Source organism: Streptococcus sp. SM3 (genome assembly GCF_027497875.1).
Genome location: NZ_JAJNSA010000003.1, coordinates 32881 through 58607, shown reverse-complemented (window position 1 = coordinate 58607; position 25727 = coordinate 32881). Strand labels below are relative to the sequence as shown.

The following is a 25727-nucleotide window of genomic DNA, read 5'->3' as shown; positions in this document are numbered from 1 at the left end:
TTTAATTCCTTATCTTGTTTTTATGTAATTGTTTATAGAGAAACCAAGCCAGATAGCCACCCAAGGTATTAGTCCACAAATCATCAATCTCAAAGACGCGATTGAAATCAAAGAAAAAATCCAAGACTAACTGCGTACACTCAATTCCAAGACTCACTAGAAAGCTAAAAAGTAGCACCTTTTTTGTTTTTCGCAAGTTTGGAAGGAGATAAAGGAGTTGGAATATCAAAGGAAAAAGTAAGAAGACATTAAGGATATTTTGTAGAAAAATCCAATATAATTGTCTAATGTCACTCACTTCGCCCAGTTTCCAGAAAGAATTGAAAGGAGTCAAAAGAAAAACCAGGCGTCCAAGATGTTGAATACCTGGAGTTTCCACTCCCACAGGAGAATGTTCTTGAGGAGTAAAGCAAAAATAGACGATACAAATGCTATAGAAAATGACCCCCCAGACCAAAATATGATTATAAGTCTTCTTCATCATTAAGGATTGACTGCTGCGACTGCTTTCTGGCGGTCACGTTTCATTGTATTAGAACGCAATTGTCCACAAGCTGCATCAATATCAGTGCCATGTTCTTGACGAACAACACAGTTAATCCCTTTTTTCTTAAGCGTATCATAGAAGGCCAGGACGCGCTCTTTAGGACTACGGCTATATTGGTCATGCTCACTAACTGGGTTATAAGGAATCAAGTTTACATAAGACAATTTCTTGATGTTCTTGAGCAATTCAGCCAATTCCAAGGCTTGTTCTACACCGTCATTGACTTCATTGAGCATGATGTATTCAAAGGTCACACGACGGTTGGTTGTCTCAATATAGTACTCAATAGCAGCAAAGAGTTTTTCAATCGGAAAGGCACGGTTAATCTTCATGATGCTTGAGCGCAATTCATTATTGGGTGCGTGAAGTGACACGGCAAGATTGACCTGAACCCCTTCATTAGCAAAATCACGAATTTTATGGGCCAAACCTGAGGTTGAAACCGTGATGTGACGAGCACCGATGGCCATTCCTTTATCATCATTGATAGTACGAACAAAATTCAAGACATTATTGTAGTTATCAAAGGGCTCACCAATTCCCATGACAACAATATGGCTGACGCGTTCGTCCTGACCACGCTCATCAAAGTATTTCTGAACCAGCATGATTTGCGCTACGATTTCACCGTTATTGAGGTCACGTTGTTTCTTAATCAAACCAGAGGCACAGAAGGTACAACCGATATTACAGCCGACCTGAGTGGTCACACAGACAGATAAACCGTAATGTTGACGCATGAGTACTGTCTCAATCAGCATTCCATCTGGCAATTCAAAAAGATATTTAACTGTCCCATCAGCAGACTCTTGAACGATACGTTGTTTCAAGGGATTGACCACAAACTGGTCATTAAGCTTAGCAATCAAATCCTTGGAAAGGTTGGTCATCTCTTCAAATGACTGGACACGTTTACGGTAAAGCCATTCCCAGATTTGATCTGCACGGAATTTCTTTTCTCCTTGCTCCAAAACCCATTCCTGCATGGTTTGACGTGTTAAACTATAAATTGACGGTTTCATTTCTTCTCCTTATTCTCTACTCACTTCTGACGAATGACAAAATGACGTTGCCCCTTGTCCTCTTTCTGAGAATGCTGGTCTTTCTGACGACGTCTATTTTTCTTATCTGCATTCGGTTTTCGTTTTGTTTGAGTCGGTTTCTTTCCTTTTCTAGAAGGTGTTTCTTCTTCCTTCTTACGCATTTTCTTGTCAAATGATGCTCGCTTAGGAGCTTCATTTTCTAAGACAAAATAGGCACAACCATAACTACAATACTCTAAAAGGTAGTCTTGTAAACGACTGATTTTTTCAAGTTTTTCTTCTGTTCGATCATCCTTATAAAAACCTCGTAGGCGAAGCTGTTCGTTGCTCCAGTCTCCCACGATATAATCAAACTTTGTTAAGACTTCTGAAAAACGCTGATTAAAAGCCGTCACATCAAAGGCATCCTTGATATTTTCCACCAAGGAAAAAGCTATCCCTTCCGTTTCAACCTTGTCCCCATGTAAATGGAACTCAGGACCAGGAAACTTGTTATAGTTGTATAATTCAGGTGCAATTTCTTTTCGCATAGATATCCTTTTTCCACGATTACTTAATACTTTATTCTACCATAATTTCTAGCAGTTAGCACGTTTCTCATAAAAATGAAAAAAGTCTGACGATTTTGTCAGACCAAAATAATATAACCTTAAAAAGAGAAGAACAATTCTTCCCTCCATATATCATATCATTATTTAGCAGCTGCGTACAATTCATCTACTTTGTTCCAGTTGATCACTGAGAAGAAAGCTTTGATGTAGTCAGGACGCACGTTGCGGTATTTCACGTAGTAAGCATGTTCCCAAATGTCCAAGCCCAAGATTGGTTTTTTGCCTTCTGAGATTGGTGTGTCTTGGTTTGCTGTTGAAGTCACTTCAAGTTTCCCTTCTTTGTTGACAACCAACCATGCCCAGCCAGAACCGAAACGAGTTGTTGCTGCTGCAGTGAAGGCCGCTTGGAATTCTTCAAATGAACCAAATGTTGCATCGATTGCTGCTGCAAGTTCTGCTGATGGAGCTGTTTTCTCAGGAGTCATCAATTCCCAGAAAAGAGCGTGGTTCAAGTGTCCACCACCGTTGTTAATAAGTGCTTGACGGATATCAGCTGGAATAGATTCTACATCAGCAAGCAAGGCTTCAAGGTCTTCACCGATTTCAGGGTGTTTTTCTAGAGCTGCATTGGCATTGTTGACATAAGTTTGATGGTGTTTGTCATGGTGCAAGTGCATTGTTTCCGCATCGATGTATGGTTCCAAAGCGTCGTATGCATATGGAAGATCTGGTAAGATAATAGCCATCTGTAATACCTCTTTTTCTTTCTATATGAAAATGATAACGCAAACATTCACTTTTTTCAAGTTTTTTGCTTATAGATAAGGAAATCACTGAAATACTTTCTAATAATACTCAATGAAAATCAGCAAGAAACCCACGACAAGATAATCCTGACGCGGGTTGTAGTTTCAAAAAAATATCAGTTTACCTGACTAGCAATCTGTAAGAGTGCCTTTTCAAAAAGGAAACTCTTTTCATAAAGACCTGTCTTAATCTGATAGTCTGTCTCAATCAAATAAGAAATAGCTTGCTTCAAAAAGCTCAAGGAAAGTCCTCGAGCATCCCTCAGCGCAAACTTGATTTGATAGGGATTTGGATTGCGTCCGAGAAAACTTCCTAGACTACTTGCAATCTGAGATTCTGCTTGCCCAGACTCCGCCAAAATCTTCACCTGAGTAAAAGTCCGAAATTGTCCTAGCATGACTGCAATCAACTTGATTTCATCTTCTCCTTGCAAGGTCAAGTCTCTAACCAAATCGCGCGCCTGGTCCATCTTTTTAGTCAGAATAAACTGAGTTAAATCAAAAATATTGTCCTGCAAGGTCTTGGGAATTGCGTTAACAATATCCTCTTCCTCGATAACAGAGTCTTCCTTATAGGACTGTAAAAAGAGGAGATTTTTCTGGATTTCACTAAATTGGAAACCAGACTTGACGAGAAGATTTTCAAAAGAATGATTGGCAAACTGCAGACCTTGTTTCTGGCTCCACTTTTGGAAATACTGGCGCAATTCTTGTTCTTTTGCTTCTACTGCATCAAAGACCTTGGCATCACGCTTAAGTAATTTTACCAGCCGTCTTTTACTATCCAGCTTTCCTTCTGCAAAGATTAACAACTTGGTTGTTGGTGAAGGGTTATCAAGGTATTCTTCGAACGACTTGAGCTCATCATCTGTCAAAAAGCGCTTTTTAGCAGTCGTGATATCGACAAAATGATCCAATATCACGATTTTCTCATCCGCAAAGAAAGGAAGGCTGACCAACTCCAGTTCCACATCCTTGTAGACCACTTCTTTCATATCAAAGTAGGCAAAGTTGAGGTCAGCAGAATCATAACCAATCTGTTTCAACACTTGACTCTTCATCACTTCAAACTGACCCTGGTCTGTCCCTGTAAATAGGCTCAGACTAGGTAAATTTGATAAAGTCAACTTCTGGCTTTCTTCAATGGCTAGCATCTTCTCTCCTTTCTTCTGATTTTTTAATGAATTTAATCAATATAGCGTAATTTCCCACGGAAATCTTCTAGGCTCTCGTACCCTTTTTCCGACATGATTTCTTTTAGTTCATTGGTAATGCGGTCAAAAGCACCAACTCCTTCTTTGTGAAGGGTGGTTCCCACCTGCACCATACTTGCTCCACAGAGGATATGTTCAAAGGCATCTCGACCAGTCAGAACGCCACCTGTTCCGATAATTTGGATTTGAGGATTTAAGCGTTGGTAGAAAGCATGAACATTAGCTAGAGCAGTTGGTTTAATATACTCCCCACCAATGCCCCCAAAACCATTTTTAGGACGGATAACAACAGACTCATCTTCTATATAAAGGCCGTTTCCGATTGAGTTGACGCAGTTGACAAACTTAAGAGGATACTTATTGAAAATAGCTGCCGCTTGGTCAAAGTGAACAATGTCAAAATATGGTGGCAATTTAATTCCAAGAGGCTTTGTGAAGTAGGCAAATACCTCTGCCAAAATCCGGTCTGTTGTCTCAAAATCATAGGCAATCTGAGGTTTTCCTGGAACATTTGGACAGGAGAGGTTTAGCTCAGTCAGACCACGAAACTCACTCTCTTGTACTTTTTTCAAGATAGTATGGGTTTCCTCTGGAGACATGCCGACTAGAGATAGGAAGAAAGTTCGGTTTGGCTCTTTTTCTTGCAAATCCAAAAGATAATCCAAATAATAGTCTAAGCCCTTATTTGGCAAGCCCATAGAGTTGATAGAACCAAGTGGAACATCTTGATAGCGTGGCTCAGGATTCCCCTGACGAAAGTCCAAGGTTGCTGTCTTAGTCACAAAAGTTCCTGCCGCTGAGTTTTTAACGCCCTCTAACTCTGCTATCGTCATACAAGCCACACCTGCTGCATTCATCAAACAATTGTCAAACTCAAAACCAGCAATTTGCGTTTTCGTTGATACCATGATTCTGATCCTCCAGATTCCTTTTATTGCTAATATTATACCACATTTTCAGATTTTCTCTTTAAGAAAGGCATTTATAAGAAAAACGTTCGTTTTTTATCTATTTCCAAAAAGCCTCAAAACTAAATGTCAAAACTAAATTGATAGAATTTTTAGAAAATTTCTGTTTTTTTCTTTACAGTAAAAAAAAATTCTGCTATAATGACTCACATAATTAAATTAGAATTTAAGGAGAACGATATGACATCTGCTAAAGAATATATCCAAAGCGTGTTTGAAACTGTAAAAGCTCGTAACGGGCATGAGGCTGAGTTCCTCCAAGCTGTTGAAGAATTTTTCAACACTTTAGAACCTGTATTTGAAAAACACCCTGAGTATATCGAAGAAAATATCTTGGCACGTATTACTGAACCAGAACGCGTGATTTCTTTCCGTGTTCCTTGGGTTGACCGTGATGGAAAAGTTCAAGTAAACCGTGGTTACCGTGTTCAATTCAACTCAGCTGTTGGACCATACAAAGGCGGACTTCGTTTCCACCCAACTGTTAACCAAGGGATCTTGAAATTCCTCGGATTCGAACAAATCTTCAAAAATGTCTTGACTGGACTTCCTATCGGTGGAGGTAAAGGTGGATCAGACTTCGATCCTAAAGGTAAAACAGATGCTGAAGTGATGCGCTTCTGCCAAAGCTTCATGACTGAATTGCAAAAATACATCGGCCCATCACTTGACGTACCTGCTGGTGATATCGGTGTTGGTGGACGTGAGATTGGTTACCTTTACGGTCAATACAAACGCCTTAACCAATTTGATGCTGGTGTCTTGACTGGTAAACCTCTTGGATTTGGTGGTAGCTTGATTCGTCCAGAAGCAACTGGTTACGGTTTGGTTTACTACACTGAAGAAATGCTTAAAGCTAACGGTAATAGCTTTGCTGGTAAGAAAGTGGTTATTTCAGGTTCTGGTAACGTTGCTCAATACGCTCTTCAAAAAGCGACTGAACTTGGTGCAACTGTTATCTCTGTATCTGATTCAAATGGTTATGTCATCGATGAAAATGGTATCGACTTCGATCTTTTGGTTGATGTTAAAGAAAAACGTCGCGCTCGTTTGACTGAGTATGCAGCTGAGAAAGCAACTGCTACTTATCATGAAGGTTCTGTATGGACTTACGCTGGAAACTATGACATCGCTCTTCCATGTGCGACTCAAAACGAAATCAATGGTGAAGCAGCTAAACGCTTGGTTGCTCAAGGCGTTATCTGTGTCTCTGAAGGTGCTAACATGCCAAGCGACCTTGATGCCATCAAAGTTTACAAAGAAAATGGTATCTTCTACGGACCTGCCAAAGCTGCCAACGCTGGTGGTGTAGCCGTTTCAGCCCTTGAAATGAGCCAAAACAGTCTTCGCCTCTCATGGACTCGTGAAGAAGTTGATGGACGTCTCAAAGATATCATGACAAACATCTTCAACACAGCTAAAACAACTTCAGAAACATATGGTCTTGATAAAGACTACCTTGCAGGAGCAAACATTGCTGCCTTTGAAAATGTAGCAAACGCTATGATTGCACAAGGTATTGTTTAAGATTCATTTGCTTAATCCTCAATCGCTACGATTGGGGATTTTTATGTTGACTTCAAAAAAACTCACCATTAACAGTGAGTTTTAACATCAGAATTTATTTTACTTTCATTAGGGCAGATGACAAACATTCAACAACCTCATCAACTGCTTCATCTATGTTTATAGTTCCTTCATCATTCAACATCATGGGAATAAGATAAGAAAAACTCAATGCTAAAATGTATCGAACAATTCTTTCATTTGACCAATTTAGAATAAGTCCTTTTTCTTTAAATTGATTTAAAACAGGGCTAATTGGTTCTATTATAGATTGAACAATAATATTTCCTAACTGGATAGAAAGATTTTTATCAATAAAAGAACGCCCCAAGAGAATTTTAACATGCATTTGATTCTCCTGAATGAAAAAGAGCCTATCTCGAACAATACTTTTTAAAAAGAAGGGAAAAGTTTCTTGATCTACTGTGAATTTTTTTTCTGAGAAATCCGCAATTACTTCTGGAATAACCTGTTCTAGAAAAGTAGATAAAATGGCTTCTAAAATACCTTCCTTTGTTTTAAAGTAACTAAAAACAGTTCCTTCTGACACTCCAGCGCGTTCGGCAATAAGGCTGGACGTTGTATTCTCAAATCCAATTTCTGAGAATAATTTTAAGCTTGATAATAATACTCGACGTTGTTTCAAGCTCAAGTTGCTAGCTTCTAACGTCTGAGCATACTTTTGTTCTAAACTTTCCATCGCTAGCACCTCTCTTCTACTCTCTTACTTTTACGACTTTTTTGCCTCGACTGTGTCCCATTTTCAGACTACGATAGGCTTCTCTAACTGACTTTAGAGAAAAGTCATACACTTGATCAATTTTCAGCTGAACCTTCCCGTCTGAGACCATTTCAGCTAAAGTGCTAAAATCATCATATGTAGAATGTCTCGGACCAGTAAACTGAGCACCTTTTATCATAACATAGGGTGAAGGTACTAATGTCCCAATAGCTGTCCCTTTCAAGCCTAAACTAAAAGCCAATCTAACATAATCAGATCCATAACAATCCAAAAATTTTGTAATAGGCGTTGGACTAGCTGATAGAAGAGCCTTCTTGATATTCTCTTCGTAACTTACTGGTATGGCACCTAAAGACTTCAGATACTCTGCATTTTTCTTACTTGCTATTCCAATCACTGTCGCTCCCTTAGCCACTGCATACTGTACTGCAATACTTCCAATACCTCCTGCTGCAGCTGAAATAACAACAGTATCCCTTGAATTTAAACCGATTCTTCTAAAAGCCCCACCCACAGTTAGAGCAGCTACTCCCATAGTAGCTGCGTGAGTCATGTCGATCATCTCTGGTTTCAATACAATTTCTGATTCATTGACACAAATTTCTGTTGCTAAAGCTCCCCTCTTAGTTCCCAAACCAGGATCGCTAATCATTGTTCCAAACACCTTATCTCCTACTGAAAACCTAGTTACTTCATTTCCAACTTCTGTAATAACTCCAGAAAAATCTCTCCCCACACCTCTTGGAAATAGAGATGATTTGGATTCAAACCAACGACTTGGTTTCCTTAATTTCGTTATAAAAGATAGAAATCGAAGGGGTTTCGCTCCCTCAAAAGTTTTATAATCAATAGGATTTAAACCAACAGCATGAACTTCTACTCTCACTTGATTTACATCCAAGGCTATAGAGTCTATCTGCAGCAAATCCAAGTCCTCTTCGTTACCGAAACGACTGTACTCTATTGCTTCAACAACCATTTTCTTTACTCCTTAATTTTACAAAAATTGAGTGAACACTCATTTTTATAAATTATACTCTTAATTTGTAAGAAAATCAATATTATCGTTTGATAACGATTTATGACATGATACAAATATCCATCATTTCGATTTACCAATATGATTCTTTCAATCTAACTCTCCTCACTTTTAAAGATTCCTTTCCATTTTTGCCCCATGGAATAAAAAAATAAAAACCGCTACTCCTAAGAATAGCGGTATTTTCAAGTAAACAAACTTACTAGGTTTTAAAAACAATATCAAAATAGCTATAAGATAATATCATTTCAATTATCCTAAAATCAAGAAACTATAAAAGTTTTACCGCAAGTTGCACAGGTCAATTGAGTTCCAATTACTCCATCTGTTGGCTTATAACAAGTAGGACAATAAACACGTTTTGCTGATAATTTATAAGATAACTCATCTCGCAATTCTTTCCCTTTAATTTCAATAACATCTTCACCTTGTTCTTCAAACTTAAGAACTGTTATCAAAGCTTTATCATATTGTTTCATACGTGGCTGTTTCAAAAATAAAAAAGACGATATAATCAAAAATAGGAAAAATAAAACAAACAAAATTGTAACTATTAAAAGCCACATAAAGTAGAAATCATAAAGTAAACCTTCTTTTTTTCCTAAAATCCATCTTATGTAGTTATCAATGTACTGATAAAATTTCAATCCGGTGACAATACATATGAAAGATACTATAGGATAAACAACCTTGGAAATGATTAAACGATAGCGTCTCATTTATATTTCCTTTCTAGATAACCATGCACCACAATAATCACATGATTTACCTTGCCCTAGGTAAAGCAGATTCTCACCACTACATGATGGACAAATAACGGGATATGTATTTTTGTTAATCTGGTGCTTTTCAAATAAAGTGAATAAAGCTTGTATTTGATTTTGTTTCTTGACTTCTTCTTGTCTCCTAGACTCACAATAAGTCATTACTAAAATTAAACTCACACTAAGAAAATACCAAGGAACTAAAAGAAATAAAAATCGAATAGACCATTCCCTAGATTTTTCATATTCAAAAAATGATGATAAAATGATTAAAACAAGCATTTGAAGTAAATTCTTCTGTTTTAATTTCTTTAAGGAAAAGGCATCTTTAATTGTTTCTCGAAACAAATATAAAATAATTAAGGCAACTATTACATAGGGTAAATTTTGAAATGTTAAAAATAAAAAGCTGATCACAATAGGAATGCCCACAAACTTTGCCAAAATTATAAAATCAAGATTTTTCAATATAAAGATTCTTGGTTCATCATCTATAGAAAAGATAGCAAGTGATAAAACTACAAAACAGAGTATTACTATATTTGAAATTAACCAATGAAAGCCTTTTTTCCAATTATTCTTAATATACTGTTTCACCTATCTTCTCCTCTAGTTGCTATATACTCTCTATAAAGAGCTTTCCCATTATATATCTCATCCAAAGCTTTGACTTTAATTTTTATATTTTCTAAAATACCAAAGCTATAAAATGCAAAGGATGACAAAAAGAAACCTGATAAAGAAAAAATAATAGGAATCAATATTGAGAAAATCGGCCTACCATGTTCAAGAAATAGAGTTATTGCCCATAGTGAAAGAAAAAATGTTGCACTTGTTAATCCCATAAAAAGTATACTTAATAAACGAAATACTTGGTACATCTACAATATCCTCCTGTCATAGAACTTGTCTAAGTAAATCCCTTACTCTCTTAAAAAATTTCCAAATACTCTTCATGACCCTTTGTATTTATTCATACATTTCCATACTTAGAATTACATAAATTGAATGATTTAAAAATACAAACAAAGAAATCATAGTTTTCAAATTTCTAAGAAAAAGGGAAATTCTGGCAATACCAGACTTCCCAAATAAAACAAAAGTAAATTTGAAAATACAAAAAATCAAAGATTAAAGATAATGCTTAAACAAGATTGATATAAAAATGATTTTTCCAATCATTTGAACTATCTTTCGTGCCCGCAATTAGAACAGAAGTTTGCTCCTTCCAAAAAAGCAGTCCCGCATTGGCTACAAAACTTAGCTAAGCCTGTTTCTCCTTTGAGGTCAGTTTGATGCTGATTCACATCTTTGTCAAATGAATTCCTATCTTCAATCTGATCCACCAAGTTGCTAAATTTAGCTCCCAAGGCAAGTCCCATAGCTATTTCCACGCCTGCTCCCATTAGATTTCCTGCAGAATCATTATTTTTTGCTGCCTCTTCTAAAACATCAAATTGTCTCTCTTCTTGATAAGTATACTCTTCAATATCTCGACCAGCCTGCTTGCTTTTTGCTTCCAAAATTTGCTTGTGGAATTTAAAGATTTCTCTATATCCATTGCTATTCTGATTTACCTTTAAAGCCTCAATGTTAAATTCCTCAATACTAATTCCATATTTAGAAAAATGGCTGGATAAAATAGCTGACAAAGCAACAGACATATCAAAACTGTGCATCTCAATATCAAGAATTGGAATCTTATGGTTATATATTACTTGTGAAATAGCTGAACTAATCAACCCACTAACAGTTTGTCTAAACCGTTTTTGTAAAATAGGAGCTGTTATAATATCGGGGTGACTTGGCATAAATTCTAATATAAAAGCTTCTAAGTCTACAATTCGAGGAATGAAATTCCCATGTATTTTCAATTCTACAGGAATATCACTTTCTGGATCTCGAACCATTATAGGAGAAGAAGTTCCCCATCCAATCGGTTGTAAATCATACATATTCACAAACCACAAAAACAATGAGTCAGACGAAATACCTCCACTTAGAAAGTTTTTTATTCCTGAAACTATTTGAATATCATCTCCTTCAATCTTATGTTTACCAGCATCATAAGTAGTTACTGCTCTTCCATTTGAAAACAATACAGCACACTGACCAGGGTTTACAATTACAGTTGCTCCTATCTTGATATTCGTTTTAGGATGTCTCCAAGCAAGTATATTCCTTGTATCTTCACCTTCATAACGAATAACATCAAACAAATTTAATGCCATCTTTTCTCCTCTAAAATGAAAACTATAAATTATAAGATTAATCTTCCATACCTATATTACTATTATATAACCCCTTTGTTGAAAAGGCAACTCATACTTATAAACTATTATCTTTGGAGCAATCCCCTATATAAAACAAGAAAAACCGCTACTCCTAAGAATAGCGGTTTAATCATGTTTTTAAGCTACTAATGTAGTTGCTCTATTATTTAAGAGTAACTGAAGCTCCAGCTTCTTCCAATTTAGCTTTGATTTCTTCAGCTTCTGCAGTTGCAACGCCTTCTTTAACAAGTGCTGGTGCACCGTCAACAAGTTCTTTAGCTTCTTTAAGTCCAAGACCTGTGATTTCACGTACAACTTTGATAACGCCAACTTTTTTGTCGCCTGCAGATGTCAATTCAACGTCGAATGAATCTTTAGCAGCACCAGCGTCAGCAGCACCAGCTGCAGCAACAGCTACAGGAGCAGCTGCAGTTACACCAAATTCTTCTTCGATAGCTTTTACAAGGTCGTTCAATTCAAGGATTGAAGCTTCTTTAATTTCAGCAATAATGTTTTCAATGTTCAATGCCATTGTTATTTCCTCCAAATATGTTTTAAATTTATAATAGATTTTCGTAGCTAGGCTACGCTGCGTAGCTTAAAATTAAGCTGCGTCTTCTTTGTTGTCTGCAACCGCTTTGACTGCAAGAGCAACGTTGCGCACTGGCGCTTGAAGTACAGAAAGGAGCATAGAAAGAAGTCCTTCGCGGTTTGGAAGAGTTGCAAGTGCAAGAATCTCTTCTTTAGATGCGACAGCGCCTTCGATTGCACCACCTTTGATTTCAAGTGCTTCAGCGTTTTTAGAAAAGTCGTTCAAAATTTTCGCTGGTGCGATAACATCTTCGTTAGAAAATGCTACTGCAGATGGTCCAACAAATACTGATGCAAGTTCTTCAAGACCAGCTTTTTCAGCTGCACGACGCAAGATTGAGTTTTTAATCACTTTGTACTCAACTTCGCTTCCACGAAGCTCACGACGAAGAACTGTATCTTGCTCAACTGTCAAACCACGAGCGTCAACAACGACGATAGATGCAGCAGCTTTCATTTTTTCAGCTACTACGTCAACTAGTTCCGCTTTTTTAGCAATAATTGCTTCACTCATTAGTGTGTTCACCTCCGTTATTATTTTGCTTGGGGAATTTTTCCAAAAGAAAAACGCGCCCAAACCTAGACACGAAAGTACAATACGCTTCTTTTTACATGATACGTTTTGTCCTCGGTAGGATATTTATGAGTCGAGCTCCCCTACTGTCTTAGGCAGTTTTTTCAAACCGTATATAAGTATAGCATAGTCAAAAAAAGAATGCAAGATTTTTGCAAACTTTTTTTAAAATTTTTTAGTGATTTTTCTTTTAAAGTTCTACCGTCAAAACTTTGCCTTGCTTGACAACCTGTTGTCCGGCAATATAGACATCATCAACGTCACTGGATTTGACTGCATAAAGGAGGTGAGACAGCATATTTTCCTGAGGTTGGAGATGGATTTTTCCCTGTGGTTGAATAACGAGAAAATCTGCCTGTTTACCAACTTCCAGACTTCCTATCTGTTCTTCCATCCCTAGGACCTTAGCCCCTTCGATTGTCAGTGCCTTGAGAGCTGTTTCGATTGGAAATTGGCTAGCATCTCCACTCTTCATCTTCTGAAGAAGGGCTGCAGTCCTTCCTTCCTCAAACATATCTAGATTGTTGTTGGAGGCAACCGAATCCGTCGCAATTCCGACTGCTACTCCCGCTTTTTGGAGCTGGATAATTGGAGCAATCCCTGATGCCAGTTTGAGGTTACTGATAGGATTGTGAGCGATAGCCACTTGAGAAGTTGCCAAACGTTCAATTTCTCTCTCGTTTAATTCGACCCCGTGAGCAAAGACAGATGGATGTTCTAAGTAACCCAGTTCTTCTAGAAAAGCAAGAGGACGTTTGCCGTATCGTTTCAGGATAATTCCTGACTCCTCCTTGGTCTCCGCTACATGGATATGGAGAGGAATATTCAGTTCTTTTGCCATGTCTAAACTCTCTTGTAGCAAATCTTTACTACAGCTGTAGGGAGAATGTGGGGCTACCATCACCTTGAAATTTGGATTTTTATATCCTAAAATTTCCTCGATGATAGCTCGAGTTCTGCTTATAGTCTCAGCAGTTGTCTCTGTCTCTGAAGAAAAGAGGGTCGGTGAGAAATAACAACGCATCTTGGAAACTTTCACTTCTTGATAAATCCGTTCAATATCCACACCATTGGGATTATACATATCGTTGAAGGTTGTTGTTCCTGACTGGAGCATTTCTGTCAGCGCTTCTTTGACCGCCTTGGTAGTCATGTCTGGAGTAAACTCAGCTTCTGCAGGCCAGATATAATCATTGAGCCATTCATGGAGATTGCTATCATCTCGGATTCCTCTCAATCCTGTCATAGCAGAATGGGTGTGGCAATTAACCAAACCAGGCATAATCCAGGCTCCCTGATAGTCTATAATCTGCTCAGCTTGCTCTAAAATCTCTGAATTCCCTTGACCGACATAGACGATTTGAGAATCCTTAACTGCTAAGATTCCATTCAGATAAACATGGAAATCTTGATCACAAGTCACGATATTTACATGCTGATAGACTTTCATTCTAGGCTCCTTTTCTAAAAGACAAGTTATACTCAAATTCAAACTACTTCAGATTCACCTTATCGTAGAGTAGATATATGGTTACTGACTTCGTCAGTTTTATCTACAACCTCAAAACAGTGTTTTGAGCTGACTTCGTCAGTCTTATCTACAACCTCAAAGCAGTACTTTGAGCAACCTGCGGCTAGCTTCCTAGTTTGCCCTTTGATTTTCATGGAGTATTACAGTGAATAATTTTTCTAGCTATTGTAACAAAAAAGTCACCCGAAGGCAACTTTTTTCGTTCATAAGATTTTAAAATAGAAAGGCTTATTCAGAGCTAAAAGCGGCAGCTTGCTGCATTTGGTAATACTTGCCCTTCTTAGCCATGAGTTCTTGATGGTTGCCATACTCAACGATGTCACCATCAACCAAGACAAGAATCAGATCCGCATCCTGAATGGTAGACAAGCGGTGGGCAATGATAAAGCTTGTTCGCCCCTTCATAAGTTTGGCAAAGGCATCCTGTACCAGCACTTCTGTCCGCGTATCGATGGATGAAGTTGCTTCGTCTAAGATAAGAATCTTTGGAATAGCCAGAAAGACTCGGGCGATGGTCAAGAGCTGGGCCTGACCAACAGAGAGAGATTCTCCCGCATTTTCCAACTTGGTATCATAGCCTTGAGGTAACTGTTGGATGAAAAAGTCTGCATTGGCTGCTTTGGCAGCAGCAATCACTTGCTCCCGACTAGCATTAGGATTGCAAAAGGCAATATTGTCATGAATGGTTCCTTGCTTGAGCCAGGTTTCTTGAAGCACCATGCCAAACTGCTGGCGTAAAGAGATACGACTATAGTCATAAATAGATTTCCCATCCAGCAAGATATCTCCCGAGTTAATGGGATAAAACCGCATGAGGAGATTGATAAGGGTTGATTTTCCAGCACCTGTCGGACCAACAATAGCAACCTTGCTACCAGCTGGAATATCAATAGATAAATCCTTAATCAAAATCTTTTCAGGATGGTAACCAAAAGAAACCTGTTTAAAGGAAATGGCACCCTTCACTTGGTCACTGGTCAAGACTTCCTTCCCTGTTTCAGCCACCTCAGGACTTTCTAAGACAGCATAGACACGCTCTGCACAAGCTAAAGCACTTTGCAATTCGGCTAGAACTGAGGAAATATCGTTAAAGGGCTTGGTGTATTGCTGAACATAGTTCAAAAAAGTCACTAAATGCCCAATGGTCAAGGTTGAACCCATCATGATACGATAAGCTCCCACTCCAGCTAGAAGGGCATAAATAAGCGCATTTACAAAGCGAGTCGAAGGATTGACCGTTGAAGAATAAAAGATGGCTGACTGAGAATAACCTGCGTAATTGGCATTAGCCTCGTGAAACCTTTGGATAAGCTCTTCCTGAGCATTGAAGGACTGGATAATGGTCTGCTGGCTCAACGATTCTTCAATCAACTGAGTCTGAATTCCCCTAGTCTCTGTTTGCTTTTGGAAGAGATGATAAGATCTCTTGGCAATAAAGCGTGAAATTACCATAGACAGTGGCGTCAACAGCAAGACCAAGAGAGTCATGAGGAGATGAATTTGAAGCATGGCAAGAATACTAACTAAAATCATCAAGACGCCAATGAAAAATTGGTTAAAAATCATGGTCAAGCCAGCTGCCAACTGTTCTATGTCCGTGGTTACACGACTGACCATCTCCCCACTGCCTTGCCGATCGACAAAAGCAATCGATAAACGATGGAGCTTATGGATGATTCGCTCTCGCAAATCTTTAGTATAAGAAAAGATTAGGCGATTATAGAGGAGAGGATTGACCCACTGCACAAGGGTATTTCCTATAACCACCAAGATCATTTGAATGAAAATATGCCAAAAAACTGGTGAAGAATCAACCACTAGGACTTGGTCAATGACCTGTCCGATTAAGATTGGTAGGTAAATCGATAAACCAACCTGGGCAATAGTTCCTAGAAAGGCTAGAAAAAGAAGGAAGGGATGACTTGCTAAATCTTTGGCCAAACGTGTGAATGTTTGATTTGCAGTTTGTCGTCTCATGCTAGTCCTCCTTTCCATGTTGGGATGCATTGATTTCTCGATAGACTTGACTGGATTTCATCAAGTCCTCGTGCTTGCCAATAGCTAGGAGCTCCCCTTTTTCCAAGAGGAGAATCTTGTCTGCCATCTGAAGCGTCGAAGTCCGTTGAGAAATCAAGATTAAACTTGTATTTGGCAGGTTTTCTCGGATAGCTTTCAAGAGCTTAGACTCAGTAATAGTGTCCAGTGCTGAGGTCGCATCATCTAGGATGAGAAACGGAGTCTGGCGCAAAACTGCTCGTGCGATGGACAGCCTTTGTTTTTGACCGCCCGAGAAATTTCGCCCTCCTGCCTCAACTATGGCATCCAAGAGTCCTTCCTTTTCACTGACAAAATCCTTGGCTTGCCCGATTTCCAAGGCCTGCCAAAGTTCTTGATCCGTTACTTCGTGATTAAAACCTAGAGTCAGGTTGGAACGAATGGTTCCTTTAAAAAGTTCGACTTTTTGGGGCACATAGGAAATCCAAGACCGCCACTGCTCCAAATTAAGAGGACTAGATCCATCTCTATAAAGGTCAATGCTCCCCTTGTCTGCTGGATAAAGTCCAAGGATGAGTTGCACCAAGCTTGATTTACCAGAACCTGTTCCCCCAATGATACCAAGGATTTGCCCTTGCTGCATATCAAAGGAAATGTCTCTCAGAGAAGGCTGGGCCGCATCAGGATAGGTAAAGGTCAGTTCTTGAACTTGTAAAACCTGATTGCTGGTAACTTGCTTTTTCTCTAATTCTGAATGGATGTCTTCTGGAGCTTCGGCAAAGACTTCCTCAATTCGCTTGGCAGAGATATAGGACTGGTTGAGAGAATTTATCAGCATGGCTAGCTTGACCAATTCCACCAAAATCTGTAAGAGATAGTTGATAAAGGCAATGAGAGCACCTTGACTGAGCAATCCTCCTTGAATAGAAATATAGCCTTGCCAAATAATAACGAGGAGAGTTCCATTTACAATCAGATAGGTCAGGGGTGTTAATAAACTGGACCAGAAACCTGTTTTCTCTTGTAATCTAGCATAGACTTGGTTAAGGGTTTGAAAAATTTGTAACTCTCGTTTTTCTTGACCAAAAGCACGAATAACCCGCATCCCTTGTATTTGCTGACGTGTTTCCTGAACCAGTTGGTCCGTTTTCTTTCTCAGACTGCTGTAGAGAGGATTGACCAGTCTAGAGAGCCCTACAATAACAATGGTCAAAATGACAACCATGACCAAGAACCAGAGAGTCAGCTCAGCTGAGATTCGATAGGCCATAAAAATGGCCCCAAAAACGATAATAGGCGCTCGCAAAAAGAGACGCAGGAATTGATTGATACCAGTCTGAATCTGGTAAGTGTCCGAAGTCAAGCGAGTGACCAAGCTAGAAGTTGTCAAACGGTCTCTACTGTCCTTAGGTAAAGATAGAATATGACGATAGAGATCATCTGTCAGTCCTTTGGCAAATCCAACCGCAGCCTTAGCTGAGTAGAACTGGGCTATTAAGGCCACTACAACACCAATTACTGCAAAGATAAGGAGCAAACCAATCTGCATCCAGAGATGACCTTGATTTTTCTGGGGCAAGGATCGGTCAACAATCCCAGCAATCACCATGGGAACCAAGAGCTCAAACACAGCTTCTAGTAGCTTGAACAAGGGTGCTAAAATCGATTCTTTGATGTAGGGTTTAAAGTAAGATAATAGGTGTTTCATAGATCCCTTCTATTCGTTTTATAGAAATGAAGAAAGTGGGAAGCACCCACCCTCTCTGTTTTATTTGTTTAAGTAAGGTAGTAGATAGCCATATCCTGCTTCTTCCATCTCATCCTTGGCCACAAAGCGCAAGGAAGAAGAATTGATACAGTAACGGAGACCACCAAACTCACGCGGTCCATCTGTGAAAACATGACCCAAGTGAGCATTTCCTGACCGAGAACGAACCTCGATTCGCTCCATTCCATGACTGAGATCCTTGTAATAGTGAATCAACTCTTTGGAAATTGGACGGCTAAAACTTGGCCAACCACAACCTGAGGCAAACTTATCCTTGGCAAAAAAAAGTGGCTCACCTGTCGTGATGTCTACATAAATTCCCTCTTCAATGGTTTGGTCATAGGCATTGGTAAATGGAGCCTCTGTAGCAGCTTCTTGGGTAACACGATAAGACTCTTCGGTTAAGCTTTTCTTTAACACCTCTTGACTAGGCTTTTCATAATTTGCTGCGTCAATCAATGGCTTATCAGCATCGGTCACATCGATATGGCAGTAACCTGAAGGATTTTTCTTAAGATAGTCTTGATGGTAGTCTTCAGCCAGAATGTAATGACGTAGTTTCTCCACTTCCACTGCAATCTTTCGACCGAGCATGCGCTCCTGCTCCTGCACCACTGTGTAGATAGCTGGCAAGTCTGCTTCATCCTGATAATAGATCCCAGTTCGATATTGGCGACCACGGTCATTCCCTTGCTGGTTGATAGATAATGGATCAATAACACGGAAATAATAAAGTAAAATCTCTCTGAGTGACACTGCCTTCTCATCATAAATTATCTGAACCGTTTCTGCATGGTCTGTTTCCTTGAGCAGCTGATAATTGGTCGTTTCGACTTGACCATTAGCGTAGCCAACACTGGTTGATAGCACTCCAGAAATGCGTGATAAATATTCCTCTAGGCCCCAAAAACAACCACCTGCTAGATAAATTTCTGCCATCTTTATTTCTCCTTTATCAAGTTTTTAACTAATACTCTTCGAAAATCTCTTCAAACCACGTCAGCGTCGCCTTAGCGTAGGTATGGTTACCGACTTCGTTAGTTCTATCCACAACCTCAAAACACTGTTTTGAGCTGACTTCGTCAGTCTTATCTACAACCTCAAAGCAGTGCTTTGAGCAACCTGCGGCTAGCTTCCTAGTTTGCTCTTTGATTTTCATTGAGTATAAACTTCTTTTCAAAAAAAGGACAGGAAGCCCTCTGGTCGAGAGTTTCCCCATCCTATCTTCTATTCTTTATTTTGCTTCGACACGGACACCTTGGGTATCAACCTTCAAGTCATGAAGTTTTCCTTTGAAGGGTTGCTTTTCCAATTCTGCCTTAATCGTTGGCATCTTGTCATGAGAAGCCAAAACCATAACTGTCGGCCCAGCACCAGAGAGGTAGGTTGCATAGGCACCATTTTCTTTGGCCACTTGCTTAATCGTCGCAAATTCTCTTACCAAGTCCTGACGATAGCGCTCGTGGAAGAGGTCTCCCTCGATTGCTTGCCCAGCAGTCGCCATGTCTCCTGCCAATAAGGCCGCAACCGCCACATTGGCGATAGAACTAGCTGCAACAGCCTCCTTGTAGGACAATTTTTTAGGCAAGACACCACGGCTGTCTCGAGTACGCAATTCATAGTTGGGAATGTAGGCTAGGAAATCACACTCTGGGAAGTCTGCTACGATAGCAGAAACTTGCCCTTCAACAGAGCTTGCAATAACGAGATTACCATAAATGGCTGGAGCCACATTGTCAGGATGTCCTTCAATCTTGGTCGCCAACTGCAATTTTTCATGATCAGACAAGTTGAGCTGACCCAGTTGGTTGGCTAGTTCAATCCCAGCAACAATAACCGAGCTGGAAGAACCCAAACCACGCGCTAAGGGAACATCACTGGTCATTTTCAAACGTCTTGGTTGTAAATCTGGTACAATTTGCAAAGCTATTTTGAGCAAGAGATTGCGCTCGTCATGTGGAATCCATTTGCCAATCTGGTGTTCAATCAACCACTCATCTCGTTCTTCACAGACCTCAATTTGAAGATACTTGGTTACAGCTACACCGACCGAGTCAAAACCTGGCCCGATATTTGCACTGGTTGCGGGTACAATAATCTTCATCTTATTCTCCTAGCACCTTGAAGGTATTCAAGAGGTCGAATTCTGAAACCTTCTTCAATTCAGCTGAGACATTTTCAAGCTGGGCTTTATTAATCTTGTGTGTGATGATTACAACACGCGCCTTATCACCTTCTTTGCCATCTTGGAGAATTTGCTTGAAGGAAATATCTTGAGCATTAAAGATTTCAGCCAATTTCAAGACCTGACCTTTTGAGTCTGGAGCCAAGATTGAGAAGTAGTAGTTTGCTTTGACATCTTCTGGATTTGCCAAAACCAAGTCACGACTGTATTCGTTGAAGTCTTTGCCAATGGTACCATCATTCAAGCGACGAACGATACGGACAATATCTGCTACAACACTTGTTGCAGTTGGTTTTTGACCCGCACCTGGTCCGTAGTACATAGACTCACCGATACCGATAGATTCTACAAAGACAGCGTTCATTACTCCATTCACACTGGCAAGTGGATGCGCTTTAGGAAGGAAGGTTGGAGTTACTTCTGCAGCAATTCCTGAAGGAGTTTCCTCGATAGAGCCAACCAATTTCACTACATAGCCAAGTTCTTGGGCTACAGCTACGTCTTCTGGTGTGATGTTCCGAATTCCCTTGTGGGCTACGTCGTCAAAGGCAACCTTCATACCAAAGGCAAATTGGCTCAAAATCACCATCTTGTAGGCTGCATCAATCCCATCTACATCATTTGTCGGGTCACTTTCTGCAAATCCAAGTCTTTGTGCTTCCGCAAGAGCATCATCGTAAGACCAGCCTTCTTCTACCATCTTGGTCATCATGAAGTTAGAAGTTCCGTTGACTACTCCAAGCACGCGCGTGATTTTATCAGAAGCCAAGGAATTTGCCAAGGTACGAAGAATTGGAATCCCACCAGCTACTGCTGCTTCATAGTAAAGTGCTACCTTATTAGCTTTAGCGATTTCTAACAATTCCGCACCATGGACAGCCAAAAGGTCCTTGTTAGCAGTAACAACGTGTTTTCCAGCCTCCAAGGCACGAGTGATAAATGTTTTAGCTGGTTCGATACGCCCCATCAATTCCACTACAATCGTAATGTCTTGGTCTGATAAAATATCATCCACATTAGTTACAAAGTTAAAGTCATTCCCTGCTGCAAGCAAGCGGTTCTTTTCATCTTCGTCCTTAACCAATACCTTAGCAACTTCAATCTCTGAATGTGCTGATTGATTGATTTTTTCTCCATTTTCCTTTAGGAGGAAAGGCACACCACTTGCAACGGTACCAAATCCAAGTAAAGCAATTTTAACTGCCATGTTTGTCTCCTCGAAATTTTCTAATATAGCCATTATAACAGAATTTTATGAAAATTCCTATTATAGTAAATCACTATTTCAATCTAGAAAAGAAAAAACGAATCAAACGATTCGCTCTTCTTAAAATCTAGAAAAAGCTTTCCAGAAAGGATTATCCAATCTTTTGCAGATTTAGCACAGCATCGTGATTCATCAAGACTTGACCATACTCTTGCAAGACTGAACGACTGATGTCACTATCGTCTGCAAACTCGCGCATACGGGCCAACAGCCAAGCTGGATATGGACTTGGATGATTTTCAATATCCACTAAAATGGTCAAATAATAGCGTTCATTCATCTTGTAGAGTTCAGAAGTTTCCATCTCAAAAGTCACTGTCTTAGCAAAAGCAACCAAGTCAGCCAACTTAGCAAAAGAAAGGATGTAGTAGATGTAAGGTTCTTTCTTGCTCTCAGCTTCTTGTTCAGCCTGCTCCTGCTCTTCTTCCTTGGCTTCGACTTGCTCTAGAGATTGAATGGCTTCGATATCATCCTTTGTTTTGTCTGCGATACTTTTTTCCAAGGTTTTGATAAATTCATCTGGCGACATTTGAGCAAATTCTTCCATGTCTGGCAAATCCGATAAGTCTTCAAAATCTAGATTTTGGTCAATCTTTGATTTGGTTACAAAGACATCTACCTTATCAGGTTTTGGAGTCACACGGAAGCTCAACATACCTGTATCTAGAAAGCTATCAGGCATCTCTAACTCATCCAAGATAGCATAAAAGAACTCTTCTGTTTTTTCTTGAGGAACGAGAAAGTCAGCAATCTCCATGCCTCGATCCATCAAATCTTCTAAAGACATCGTGATTTTTAAAGTTGTATCACTGATTTGTTTCATTTTCATTGCTAGTAACCTCATACTTTCAGTTCTATCTATTATACTAGATTTTTACGATTTTATCAAAAGAAGGCTCCTCTGTCGGGATAGATTTTCCCTAGGGTAACTTCTCAAAGTAACTTCCACTTGCCTGACCGAAGTGGAAATTAGTCTAAAACAGATTTTTATGGTGGAATTCAGTGTGAGACGTTTGAGTTAGAAATAAGGCTCACTATGACAAAATATAAACATCTTACCCTTTCAGACCGTAACGATATCCAATTAAGCTTAGAGCGCGGGGAAACCTTCAAAGCTATCTGACAATCCATTCTAAAAGACAAAACTACTGTTTCCAAAGAAGTCAAACGAAACAGACAGTCCGAGAGTCTACATGCGATAACCTTCCTTGTCCTCTACTCGACAAAGCTCCCTTTATCTGTAACGGTTACCCTAAAAGAAGACAGAATTGTGGCTATAAGAAGATTTTATACCTAGCTAAACAAGCTCAAAAACAGTACGAACAAACTATTGATGAAAACTACATTTCTTATTACACTATTGCTTCCAGCATCGTCATGTTGATTGCCAGTGTCCTGAGTGGAGCTATCAACGTCAGTATTCCACGTCTCGGCTACTATCTCGGTAAGAAAGATTACGAATCTTATAAAAATCTAAAGAATCCCCTGCTAATAGACTATTCTACTAGCAGGGGATTTTCTCATTATTCCTTTGATTTCTTGTTGGAAATACTTGGATCTACAATTGAGTCCTCTTTTTGTTTTTCTGAATTAGAAGAGTTCATTTCTTTTTGTTTTTCTTGTTTATCTTCCTTATTCATATTTTCTGATTTATCAGTCAAAGTAGACGTTTCCTGTTTGTTTCTAGATTGATTTGGCTTCTTATCAACAGTAACTACTTGTTTCCATACACCTTCTTCATTAACTTTATAACCATCAGGTGTTGTTGCATTCTTCAATAAAGAACCATCAGCTTGGAAATAGTACCAATTACCATCAACCTGTTTCCAACCTGTTTGCATAGCTCCTGATTCTTCAAAGTAATATTGATTACCATTGACTTTATGAAGGCCAACCAACATAATGCCATCTTCAGGATTTAGATAATACCAGACGCCTTTATCTTTTAGCCAACCAGTTTTCATGGCTCCATTTAATTCAAAGTAACGGTAATGATTATCAAACCATTTCCAGCCAGTCTGCATGGCTCCAGACGCACTAAAGTAATATTGCTTGCCATCTACTTGATTGAGGCCAACCAACGTAGTGCCATCTTCAGGATTTAGATAATACCAGACGCCTTTGTCTTTTATCCAACCAGTTTTCATGGCTCCATTTGATTCAAAGTAACGGTAATGATTATCAAACCATTTCCAGCCAGTCTGCATGGCTCCAGACGCACTAAAGTAATAATGTTTACCATCTACTTGATTAAGACCAACCAACATAGTACCTTCCTTAGATTCAAGATAATACCACTTATCATGATCTTTTAGCCAACCTGTTTGACCAATTCCTGAATCAGAATAAAAATACCAGTTCTCCTCAAGTTTCTGCCAACCAGTCTGCATGGCTCCACTTGTACTCAAAAAATAACGCAATCCACTAATCGTATGGGCACCAGTCTGCATGATACCTTCTTTGTCCAAATAGTACCATTTTTCATTATCCTTAACCCAGCCAATCTTCATCGCACCAGAACTTGAATAGTAATACCAGTTCTTATCCATTAATTTCCAACCAGTTTGCATCGCTCCACTTGTGTTTAGATAGTAACGAATTCCACTAATTTCTTGATTTCCGGTTAACATGATACCATCTTTGTCTAAATAATACCATATATCTTTATCTTTAATCCAGCCAGTTTTCATTGCTCCAGATTCTGTATAATAGTTCCATTTTCCATTAACAGAAACCCAGCCAGTCTGCATCACACCTTCTTGATTAAAGAAATAAGTTGTTCCATTTATAATTTTTTTACTAAGTGAAGGGACTCCATTCTCATCGTAATAATACCATTTTCCTAACACTTTTTTCCAACTAGAAGGTTTCCCATTAGATTGAAGGGCACCATTAGTAGCAAAGAACATTTTTTTGCCGTTAAACTCGTGCAATCCTGTTAACATTTTTCCTTCTTTATCAAATAAATATTTTTGTCCAAAAATCTCCACTAATTCATTATATTTCCGAGCCCCTGTAGAGGTAATATAGTACCAAAAACCGTCTTTCTTAAACCAACCGGCTTCTTGCATGCCTCCATTGTTGTTTAGGTAATACCAATTTCCATCAAGCTTTTCTCTAGAATCTTTCAAATGCAACCATTTTCCAGCTTGCATTTGTCCTTGTCCATTAAAGAAATAATAAACACCGTCTATTTTTCGCCAACCAATCGTCATTTCTCCATCGAACAAGCGATATTTCCAGTAACCTTCTTCTTTATACCATTTTTCTCTAACCGTCGGTATATCGGGGAAAACTTTCGAAACATCAGTAAACCCTTCTTCATCTATATCAAAAACAGTCGCATCTTTTGTATGACTAAAAGCTTTTACTATTTTTATATTCTTTTCTCGTAGTAGAGTCCTAGTAGATTCACGATTAATATCTGATCCACTTGTCTGAACAACAATACTTGGTAATAAATTATTAATAAAGTTAACTGTATTAGAAATGTTAGCATCATAGTGATGATTCCATTTCATCATGTCTACTTTACCAATTACAGGACCTAACTTATCTTCTGCTCCCTCAGCATTATCCAAGTCTCCACCAAGATAGATTCTCTTACCTGCTACTTTCACAACTGCTACAATTGAGTTAGAATTGTCATCAAATACCCTTTTTAGATTTCCGTTGCTATCATACTCATTTTTATAGTTATACAGCTGAATATCCATGTCACCTAAAGTAAAATGACTATCTTTATCTGAGATATCTTGTATTAATTTTACACCACGTTCAGTAGCAGTCTTTACAGCATTATCGTAATTATAAAGATTGTCCCACAACCTCCATTTTGTTGTAATACGTTCATCAGCGTATCTTTTTAGATAAAATCTATCAACAGGATAATGTTTTAGTACTTCATCAGCAGAACCAATATGATCACTGTGGACATGAGTACCCAAGATAAAATCTAGCTTTTCAACACCAACTTGTTTCAAATGACGGAACAATCGATCCTCTAAAACTTGGTCATTGTCCATGGTTATTCCCCACCTATCTGGATAACGTGGGTTACTTCCATCTGGGAAATCATAATCCTCACCCATATCAATTAAAGCAAAGTGTCCTCTGCTTTCTAATAGAATAGCATCACTCCCTGACTTAGATTTTAAATTAATAAAATGGATTCGATTACCATCCCCTGCGGAAATGGTATCCGCATCGACTGATGATAATTTGGTAGCTATAACTAAAGTGCATATGAGAAAGATAAATAATATTAATTTTCTTTTCTTTAGATTCTTCATTGTATGTCACA

Annotated in this window: 23 protein-coding genes, 1 pseudogene and 1 other annotated feature; of the genes and pseudogenes, 2 read left to right on the top strand and 22 right to left on the bottom strand. The window is 38.9% G+C overall.

From position 1 onward, the window contains the following. Position 1: 1 nt before the first annotated feature. The 6 genes from PAN06_RS01180 to PAN06_RS01155 form a co-directional block, all read right to left on the bottom strand. Positions 2-484 (bottom strand): VanZ family protein, encoded by a 483-nt coding sequence (locus tag PAN06_RS01180; protein WP_269795355.1) that lies wholly within the window; start codon positions 482-484, stop codon positions 2-4. Then, the gene (rlmN, locus tag PAN06_RS01175) at positions 484-1569 is read right to left on the bottom strand and encodes a 23S rRNA (adenine(2503)-C(2))-methyltransferase RlmN (protein WP_125409976.1); all 1086 of its coding nucleotides are present in this window, start codon (positions 1567-1569) and stop codon (positions 484-486) included. The genes PAN06_RS01180 and rlmN overlap by 1 nt, the downstream gene beginning before the upstream one ends. Positions 1570-1589: 20 nt before the next feature. Beyond that, the gene (locus PAN06_RS01170) at positions 1590-2120 is read right to left on the bottom strand and encodes a YutD family protein (protein WP_049511066.1); all 531 of its coding nucleotides are present in this window, start codon (positions 2118-2120) and stop codon (positions 1590-1592) included. A gap of 161 nt (positions 2121-2281) precedes the next feature. Then, positions 2282-2887, bottom strand: coding sequence for a superoxide dismutase SodA (gene sodA / locus PAN06_RS01165; protein ID WP_269795354.1), 606 nt, complete (start codon positions 2885-2887; stop codon positions 2282-2284). 176 nt (positions 2888-3063) lie between these two features. Then, the gene (holA, locus tag PAN06_RS01160; RefSeq protein WP_269795353.1) at positions 3064-4101 is read right to left on the bottom strand and encodes a DNA polymerase III subunit delta; all 1038 of its coding nucleotides are present in this window, start codon (positions 4099-4101) and stop codon (positions 3064-3066) included. A gap of 32 nt (positions 4102-4133) precedes the next feature. Then, complete coding sequence (locus PAN06_RS01155) at positions 4134-5069, bottom strand: dihydroorotate oxidase (RefSeq protein WP_269795352.1); 936 nt, start codon at positions 5067-5069, stop codon at positions 4134-4136. Between the two features lie 240 nt (positions 5070-5309). Between PAN06_RS01155 and gdhA the strand changes: the two genes are divergently transcribed. Beyond that, on the top strand, positions 5310-6656 hold the full coding sequence (gene gdhA / locus PAN06_RS01150; RefSeq protein ID WP_000199543.1) for an NADP-specific glutamate dehydrogenase: 1347 nt from the start codon (positions 5310-5312) through the stop codon (positions 6654-6656). A 94-nt stretch (positions 6657-6750) separates the two neighbouring features. Here gdhA and PAN06_RS01145 read toward each other — a convergent pair whose 3' ends face one another. The 15 genes from PAN06_RS01145 to mecA all read right to left on the bottom strand — a co-directional run bounded on the left by PAN06_RS01145 (position 6751) and on the right by mecA (position 22253). Then, positions 6751-7395 carry a TetR/AcrR family transcriptional regulator gene (locus PAN06_RS01145; protein ID WP_269795351.1) on the bottom strand — a complete coding sequence of 215 codons (645 nt, stop codon included), beginning with the start codon at positions 7393-7395 and terminating at the stop codon, positions 6751-6753. Positions 7396-7411: 16 nt separating this feature from the next. Next, the gene (locus PAN06_RS01140) at positions 7412-8416 is read right to left on the bottom strand and encodes an NADP-dependent oxidoreductase (protein ID WP_269795350.1); all 1005 of its coding nucleotides are present in this window, start codon (positions 8414-8416) and stop codon (positions 7412-7414) included. Between the two features lie 323 nt (positions 8417-8739). Then, positions 8740-9195, bottom strand: coding sequence for a hypothetical protein (locus tag PAN06_RS01135; RefSeq protein ID WP_269795349.1), 456 nt, complete (start codon positions 9193-9195; stop codon positions 8740-8742). Further along, positions 9196-9837, bottom strand: coding sequence for a hypothetical protein (locus tag PAN06_RS01130; protein ID WP_269795348.1), 642 nt, complete (start codon positions 9835-9837; stop codon positions 9196-9198). Then, on the bottom strand, positions 9834-10121 hold the full coding sequence (locus PAN06_RS01125) for a hypothetical protein (protein WP_004259684.1): 288 nt from the start codon (positions 10119-10121) through the stop codon (positions 9834-9836). The genes PAN06_RS01130 and PAN06_RS01125 overlap by 4 nt, the downstream gene beginning before the upstream one ends. 306 nt (positions 10122-10427) lie before the next feature. Beyond that, positions 10428-11471, bottom strand: a complete 1044-nt coding sequence (locus tag PAN06_RS01120; protein ID WP_269795347.1) for an SPFH domain-containing protein — start codon at positions 11469-11471, stop codon at positions 10428-10430. A gap of 205 nt (positions 11472-11676) precedes the next feature. Further along, complete coding sequence (gene rplL / locus PAN06_RS01115) at positions 11677-12045, bottom strand: 50S ribosomal protein L7/L12 (protein WP_001196965.1); 369 nt, start codon at positions 12043-12045, stop codon at positions 11677-11679. Between the two features lie 72 nt (positions 12046-12117). After that, positions 12118-12618, bottom strand: coding sequence for a 50S ribosomal protein L10 (gene rplJ, locus PAN06_RS01110; RefSeq protein ID WP_004259693.1), 501 nt, complete (start codon positions 12616-12618; stop codon positions 12118-12120). 38 nt (positions 12619-12656) lie between these two features. After that, positions 12657-12792, bottom strand: a sequence feature (ribosomal protein L10 leader region). 76 nt (positions 12793-12868) lie between these two features. After that, positions 12869-14128, bottom strand: coding sequence for a TRZ/ATZ family protein (locus tag PAN06_RS01105; protein WP_269795346.1), 1260 nt, complete (start codon positions 14126-14128; stop codon positions 12869-12871). 309 nt (positions 14129-14437) lie between these two features. Further along, positions 14438-16186, bottom strand: coding sequence for an ABC transporter ATP-binding protein (locus PAN06_RS01100; RefSeq protein ID WP_269795345.1), 1749 nt, complete (start codon positions 16184-16186; stop codon positions 14438-14440). A gap of 1 nt (position 16187) precedes the next feature. After that, positions 16188-17912 carry an ABC transporter ATP-binding protein gene (locus PAN06_RS01095; RefSeq protein ID WP_269795344.1) on the bottom strand — a complete coding sequence of 575 codons (1725 nt, stop codon included), beginning with the start codon at positions 17910-17912 and terminating at the stop codon, positions 16188-16190. 60 nt (positions 17913-17972) lie between these two features. Then, positions 17973-18911, bottom strand: coding sequence for a peptide-methionine (R)-S-oxide reductase MsrB (gene msrB / locus PAN06_RS01090; protein ID WP_269795343.1), 939 nt, complete (start codon positions 18909-18911; stop codon positions 17973-17975). A 295-nt stretch (positions 18912-19206) separates the two neighbouring features. Next, positions 19207-20076: a homoserine kinase gene (gene thrB / locus PAN06_RS01085; RefSeq protein WP_004259709.1), complete on the bottom strand. Its 870-nt coding sequence runs from the start codon at positions 20074-20076 to the stop codon at positions 19207-19209. Position 20077: 1 nt separating this feature from the next. Further along, positions 20078-21364 (bottom strand): homoserine dehydrogenase, encoded by a 1287-nt coding sequence (locus PAN06_RS01080; protein WP_269795342.1) that lies wholly within the window; start codon positions 21362-21364, stop codon positions 20078-20080. Between the two features lie 151 nt (positions 21365-21515). Then, positions 21516-22253, bottom strand: a complete 738-nt coding sequence (mecA, locus tag PAN06_RS01075; protein ID WP_269795341.1) for an adaptor protein MecA — start codon at positions 22251-22253, stop codon at positions 21516-21518. Between the two features lie 207 nt (positions 22254-22460). On the opposite strand from mecA, the pseudogene PAN06_RS01070 reads away from it, so the two are divergent. Continuing rightward, positions 22461-22765, top strand: a pseudogene (locus PAN06_RS01070) (helix-turn-helix domain-containing protein); the annotation flags it as partial. A gap of 182 nt (positions 22766-22947) precedes the next feature. Here the strand turns inward: PAN06_RS01070 and PAN06_RS01065 are convergent. Then, on the bottom strand, positions 22948-25716 hold the full coding sequence (locus PAN06_RS01065; protein WP_269795340.1) for an MBL fold metallo-hydrolase: 2769 nt from the start codon (positions 25714-25716) through the stop codon (positions 22948-22950). Positions 25717-25727 lie beyond the last annotated feature (11 nt).

What these genes read in the sequence shown, in the direction of transcription:
- rplJ (WP_004259693.1), bottom strand. Translation starts at nt 12,618, where the DNA reads ATGAGTGAAGCAATTATTGCTAAAAAAGCGGAACTAGTTGACGTAGTA.
- holA (WP_269795353.1), bottom strand. Translation starts at nt 4,101, where the DNA reads ATGCTAGCCATTGAAGAAAGCCAGAAGTTGACTTTATCAAATTTACCT.
- PAN06_RS01095 (WP_269795344.1), bottom strand. Translation starts at nt 17,912, where the DNA reads ATGAAACACCTATTATCTTACTTTAAACCCTACATCAAAGAATCGATT.
- PAN06_RS01155 (WP_269795352.1), bottom strand. Translation starts at nt 5,069, where the DNA reads ATGGTATCAACGAAAACGCAAATTGCTGGTTTTGAGTTTGACAATTGT.
- PAN06_RS01135 (WP_269795349.1), bottom strand. Translation starts at nt 9,195, where the DNA reads ATGAGACGCTATCGTTTAATCATTTCCAAGGTTGTTTATCCTATAGTA.
- rplL (WP_001196965.1), bottom strand. Translation starts at nt 12,045, where the DNA reads ATGGCATTGAACATTGAAAACATTATTGCTGAAATTAAAGAAGCTTCA.
- PAN06_RS01105 (WP_269795346.1), bottom strand. Translation starts at nt 14,128, where the DNA reads ATGAAAGTCTATCAGCATGTAAATATCGTGACTTGTGATCAAGATTTC.
- PAN06_RS01125 (WP_004259684.1), bottom strand. Translation starts at nt 10,121, where the DNA reads ATGTACCAAGTATTTCGTTTATTAAGTATACTTTTTATGGGATTAACA.
- PAN06_RS01145 (WP_269795351.1), bottom strand. Translation starts at nt 7,395, where the DNA reads ATGGAAAGTTTAGAACAAAAGTATGCTCAGACGTTAGAAGCTAGCAAC.
- PAN06_RS01170 (WP_049511066.1), bottom strand. Translation starts at nt 2,120, where the DNA reads ATGCGAAAAGAAATTGCACCTGAATTATACAACTATAACAAGTTTCCT.
- PAN06_RS01180 (WP_269795355.1), bottom strand. Translation starts at nt 484, where the DNA reads ATGATGAAGAAGACTTATAATCATATTTTGGTCTGGGGGGTCATTTTC.
- PAN06_RS01120 (WP_269795347.1), bottom strand. Translation starts at nt 11,471, where the DNA reads ATGGCATTAAATTTGTTTGATGTTATTCGTTATGAAGGTGAAGATACA.
- msrB (WP_269795343.1), bottom strand. Translation starts at nt 18,911, where the DNA reads ATGGCAGAAATTTATCTAGCAGGTGGTTGTTTTTGGGGCCTAGAGGAA.
- rlmN (WP_125409976.1), bottom strand. Translation starts at nt 1,569, where the DNA reads ATGAAACCGTCAATTTATAGTTTAACACGTCAAACCATGCAGGAATGG.
- PAN06_RS01065 (WP_269795340.1), bottom strand. Translation starts at nt 25,716, where the DNA reads ATGAAGAATCTAAAGAAAAGAAAATTAATATTATTTATCTTTCTCATA.
- PAN06_RS01140 (WP_269795350.1), bottom strand. Translation starts at nt 8,416, where the DNA reads ATGGTTGTTGAAGCAATAGAGTACAGTCGTTTCGGTAACGAAGAGGAC.
- gdhA (WP_000199543.1), top strand. Translation starts at nt 5,310, where the DNA reads ATGACATCTGCTAAAGAATATATCCAAAGCGTGTTTGAAACTGTAAAA.
- PAN06_RS01100 (WP_269795345.1), bottom strand. Translation starts at nt 16,186, where the DNA reads ATGAGACGACAAACTGCAAATCAAACATTCACACGTTTGGCCAAAGAT.
- sodA (WP_269795354.1), bottom strand. Translation starts at nt 2,887, where the DNA reads ATGGCTATTATCTTACCAGATCTTCCATATGCATACGACGCTTTGGAA.
- mecA (WP_269795341.1), bottom strand. Translation starts at nt 22,253, where the DNA reads ATGAAAATGAAACAAATCAGTGATACAACTTTAAAAATCACGATGTCT.
- thrB (WP_004259709.1), bottom strand. Translation starts at nt 20,076, where the DNA reads ATGAAGATTATTGTACCCGCAACCAGTGCAAATATCGGGCCAGGTTTT.
- PAN06_RS01080 (WP_269795342.1), bottom strand. Translation starts at nt 21,364, where the DNA reads ATGGCAGTTAAAATTGCTTTACTTGGATTTGGTACCGTTGCAAGTGGT.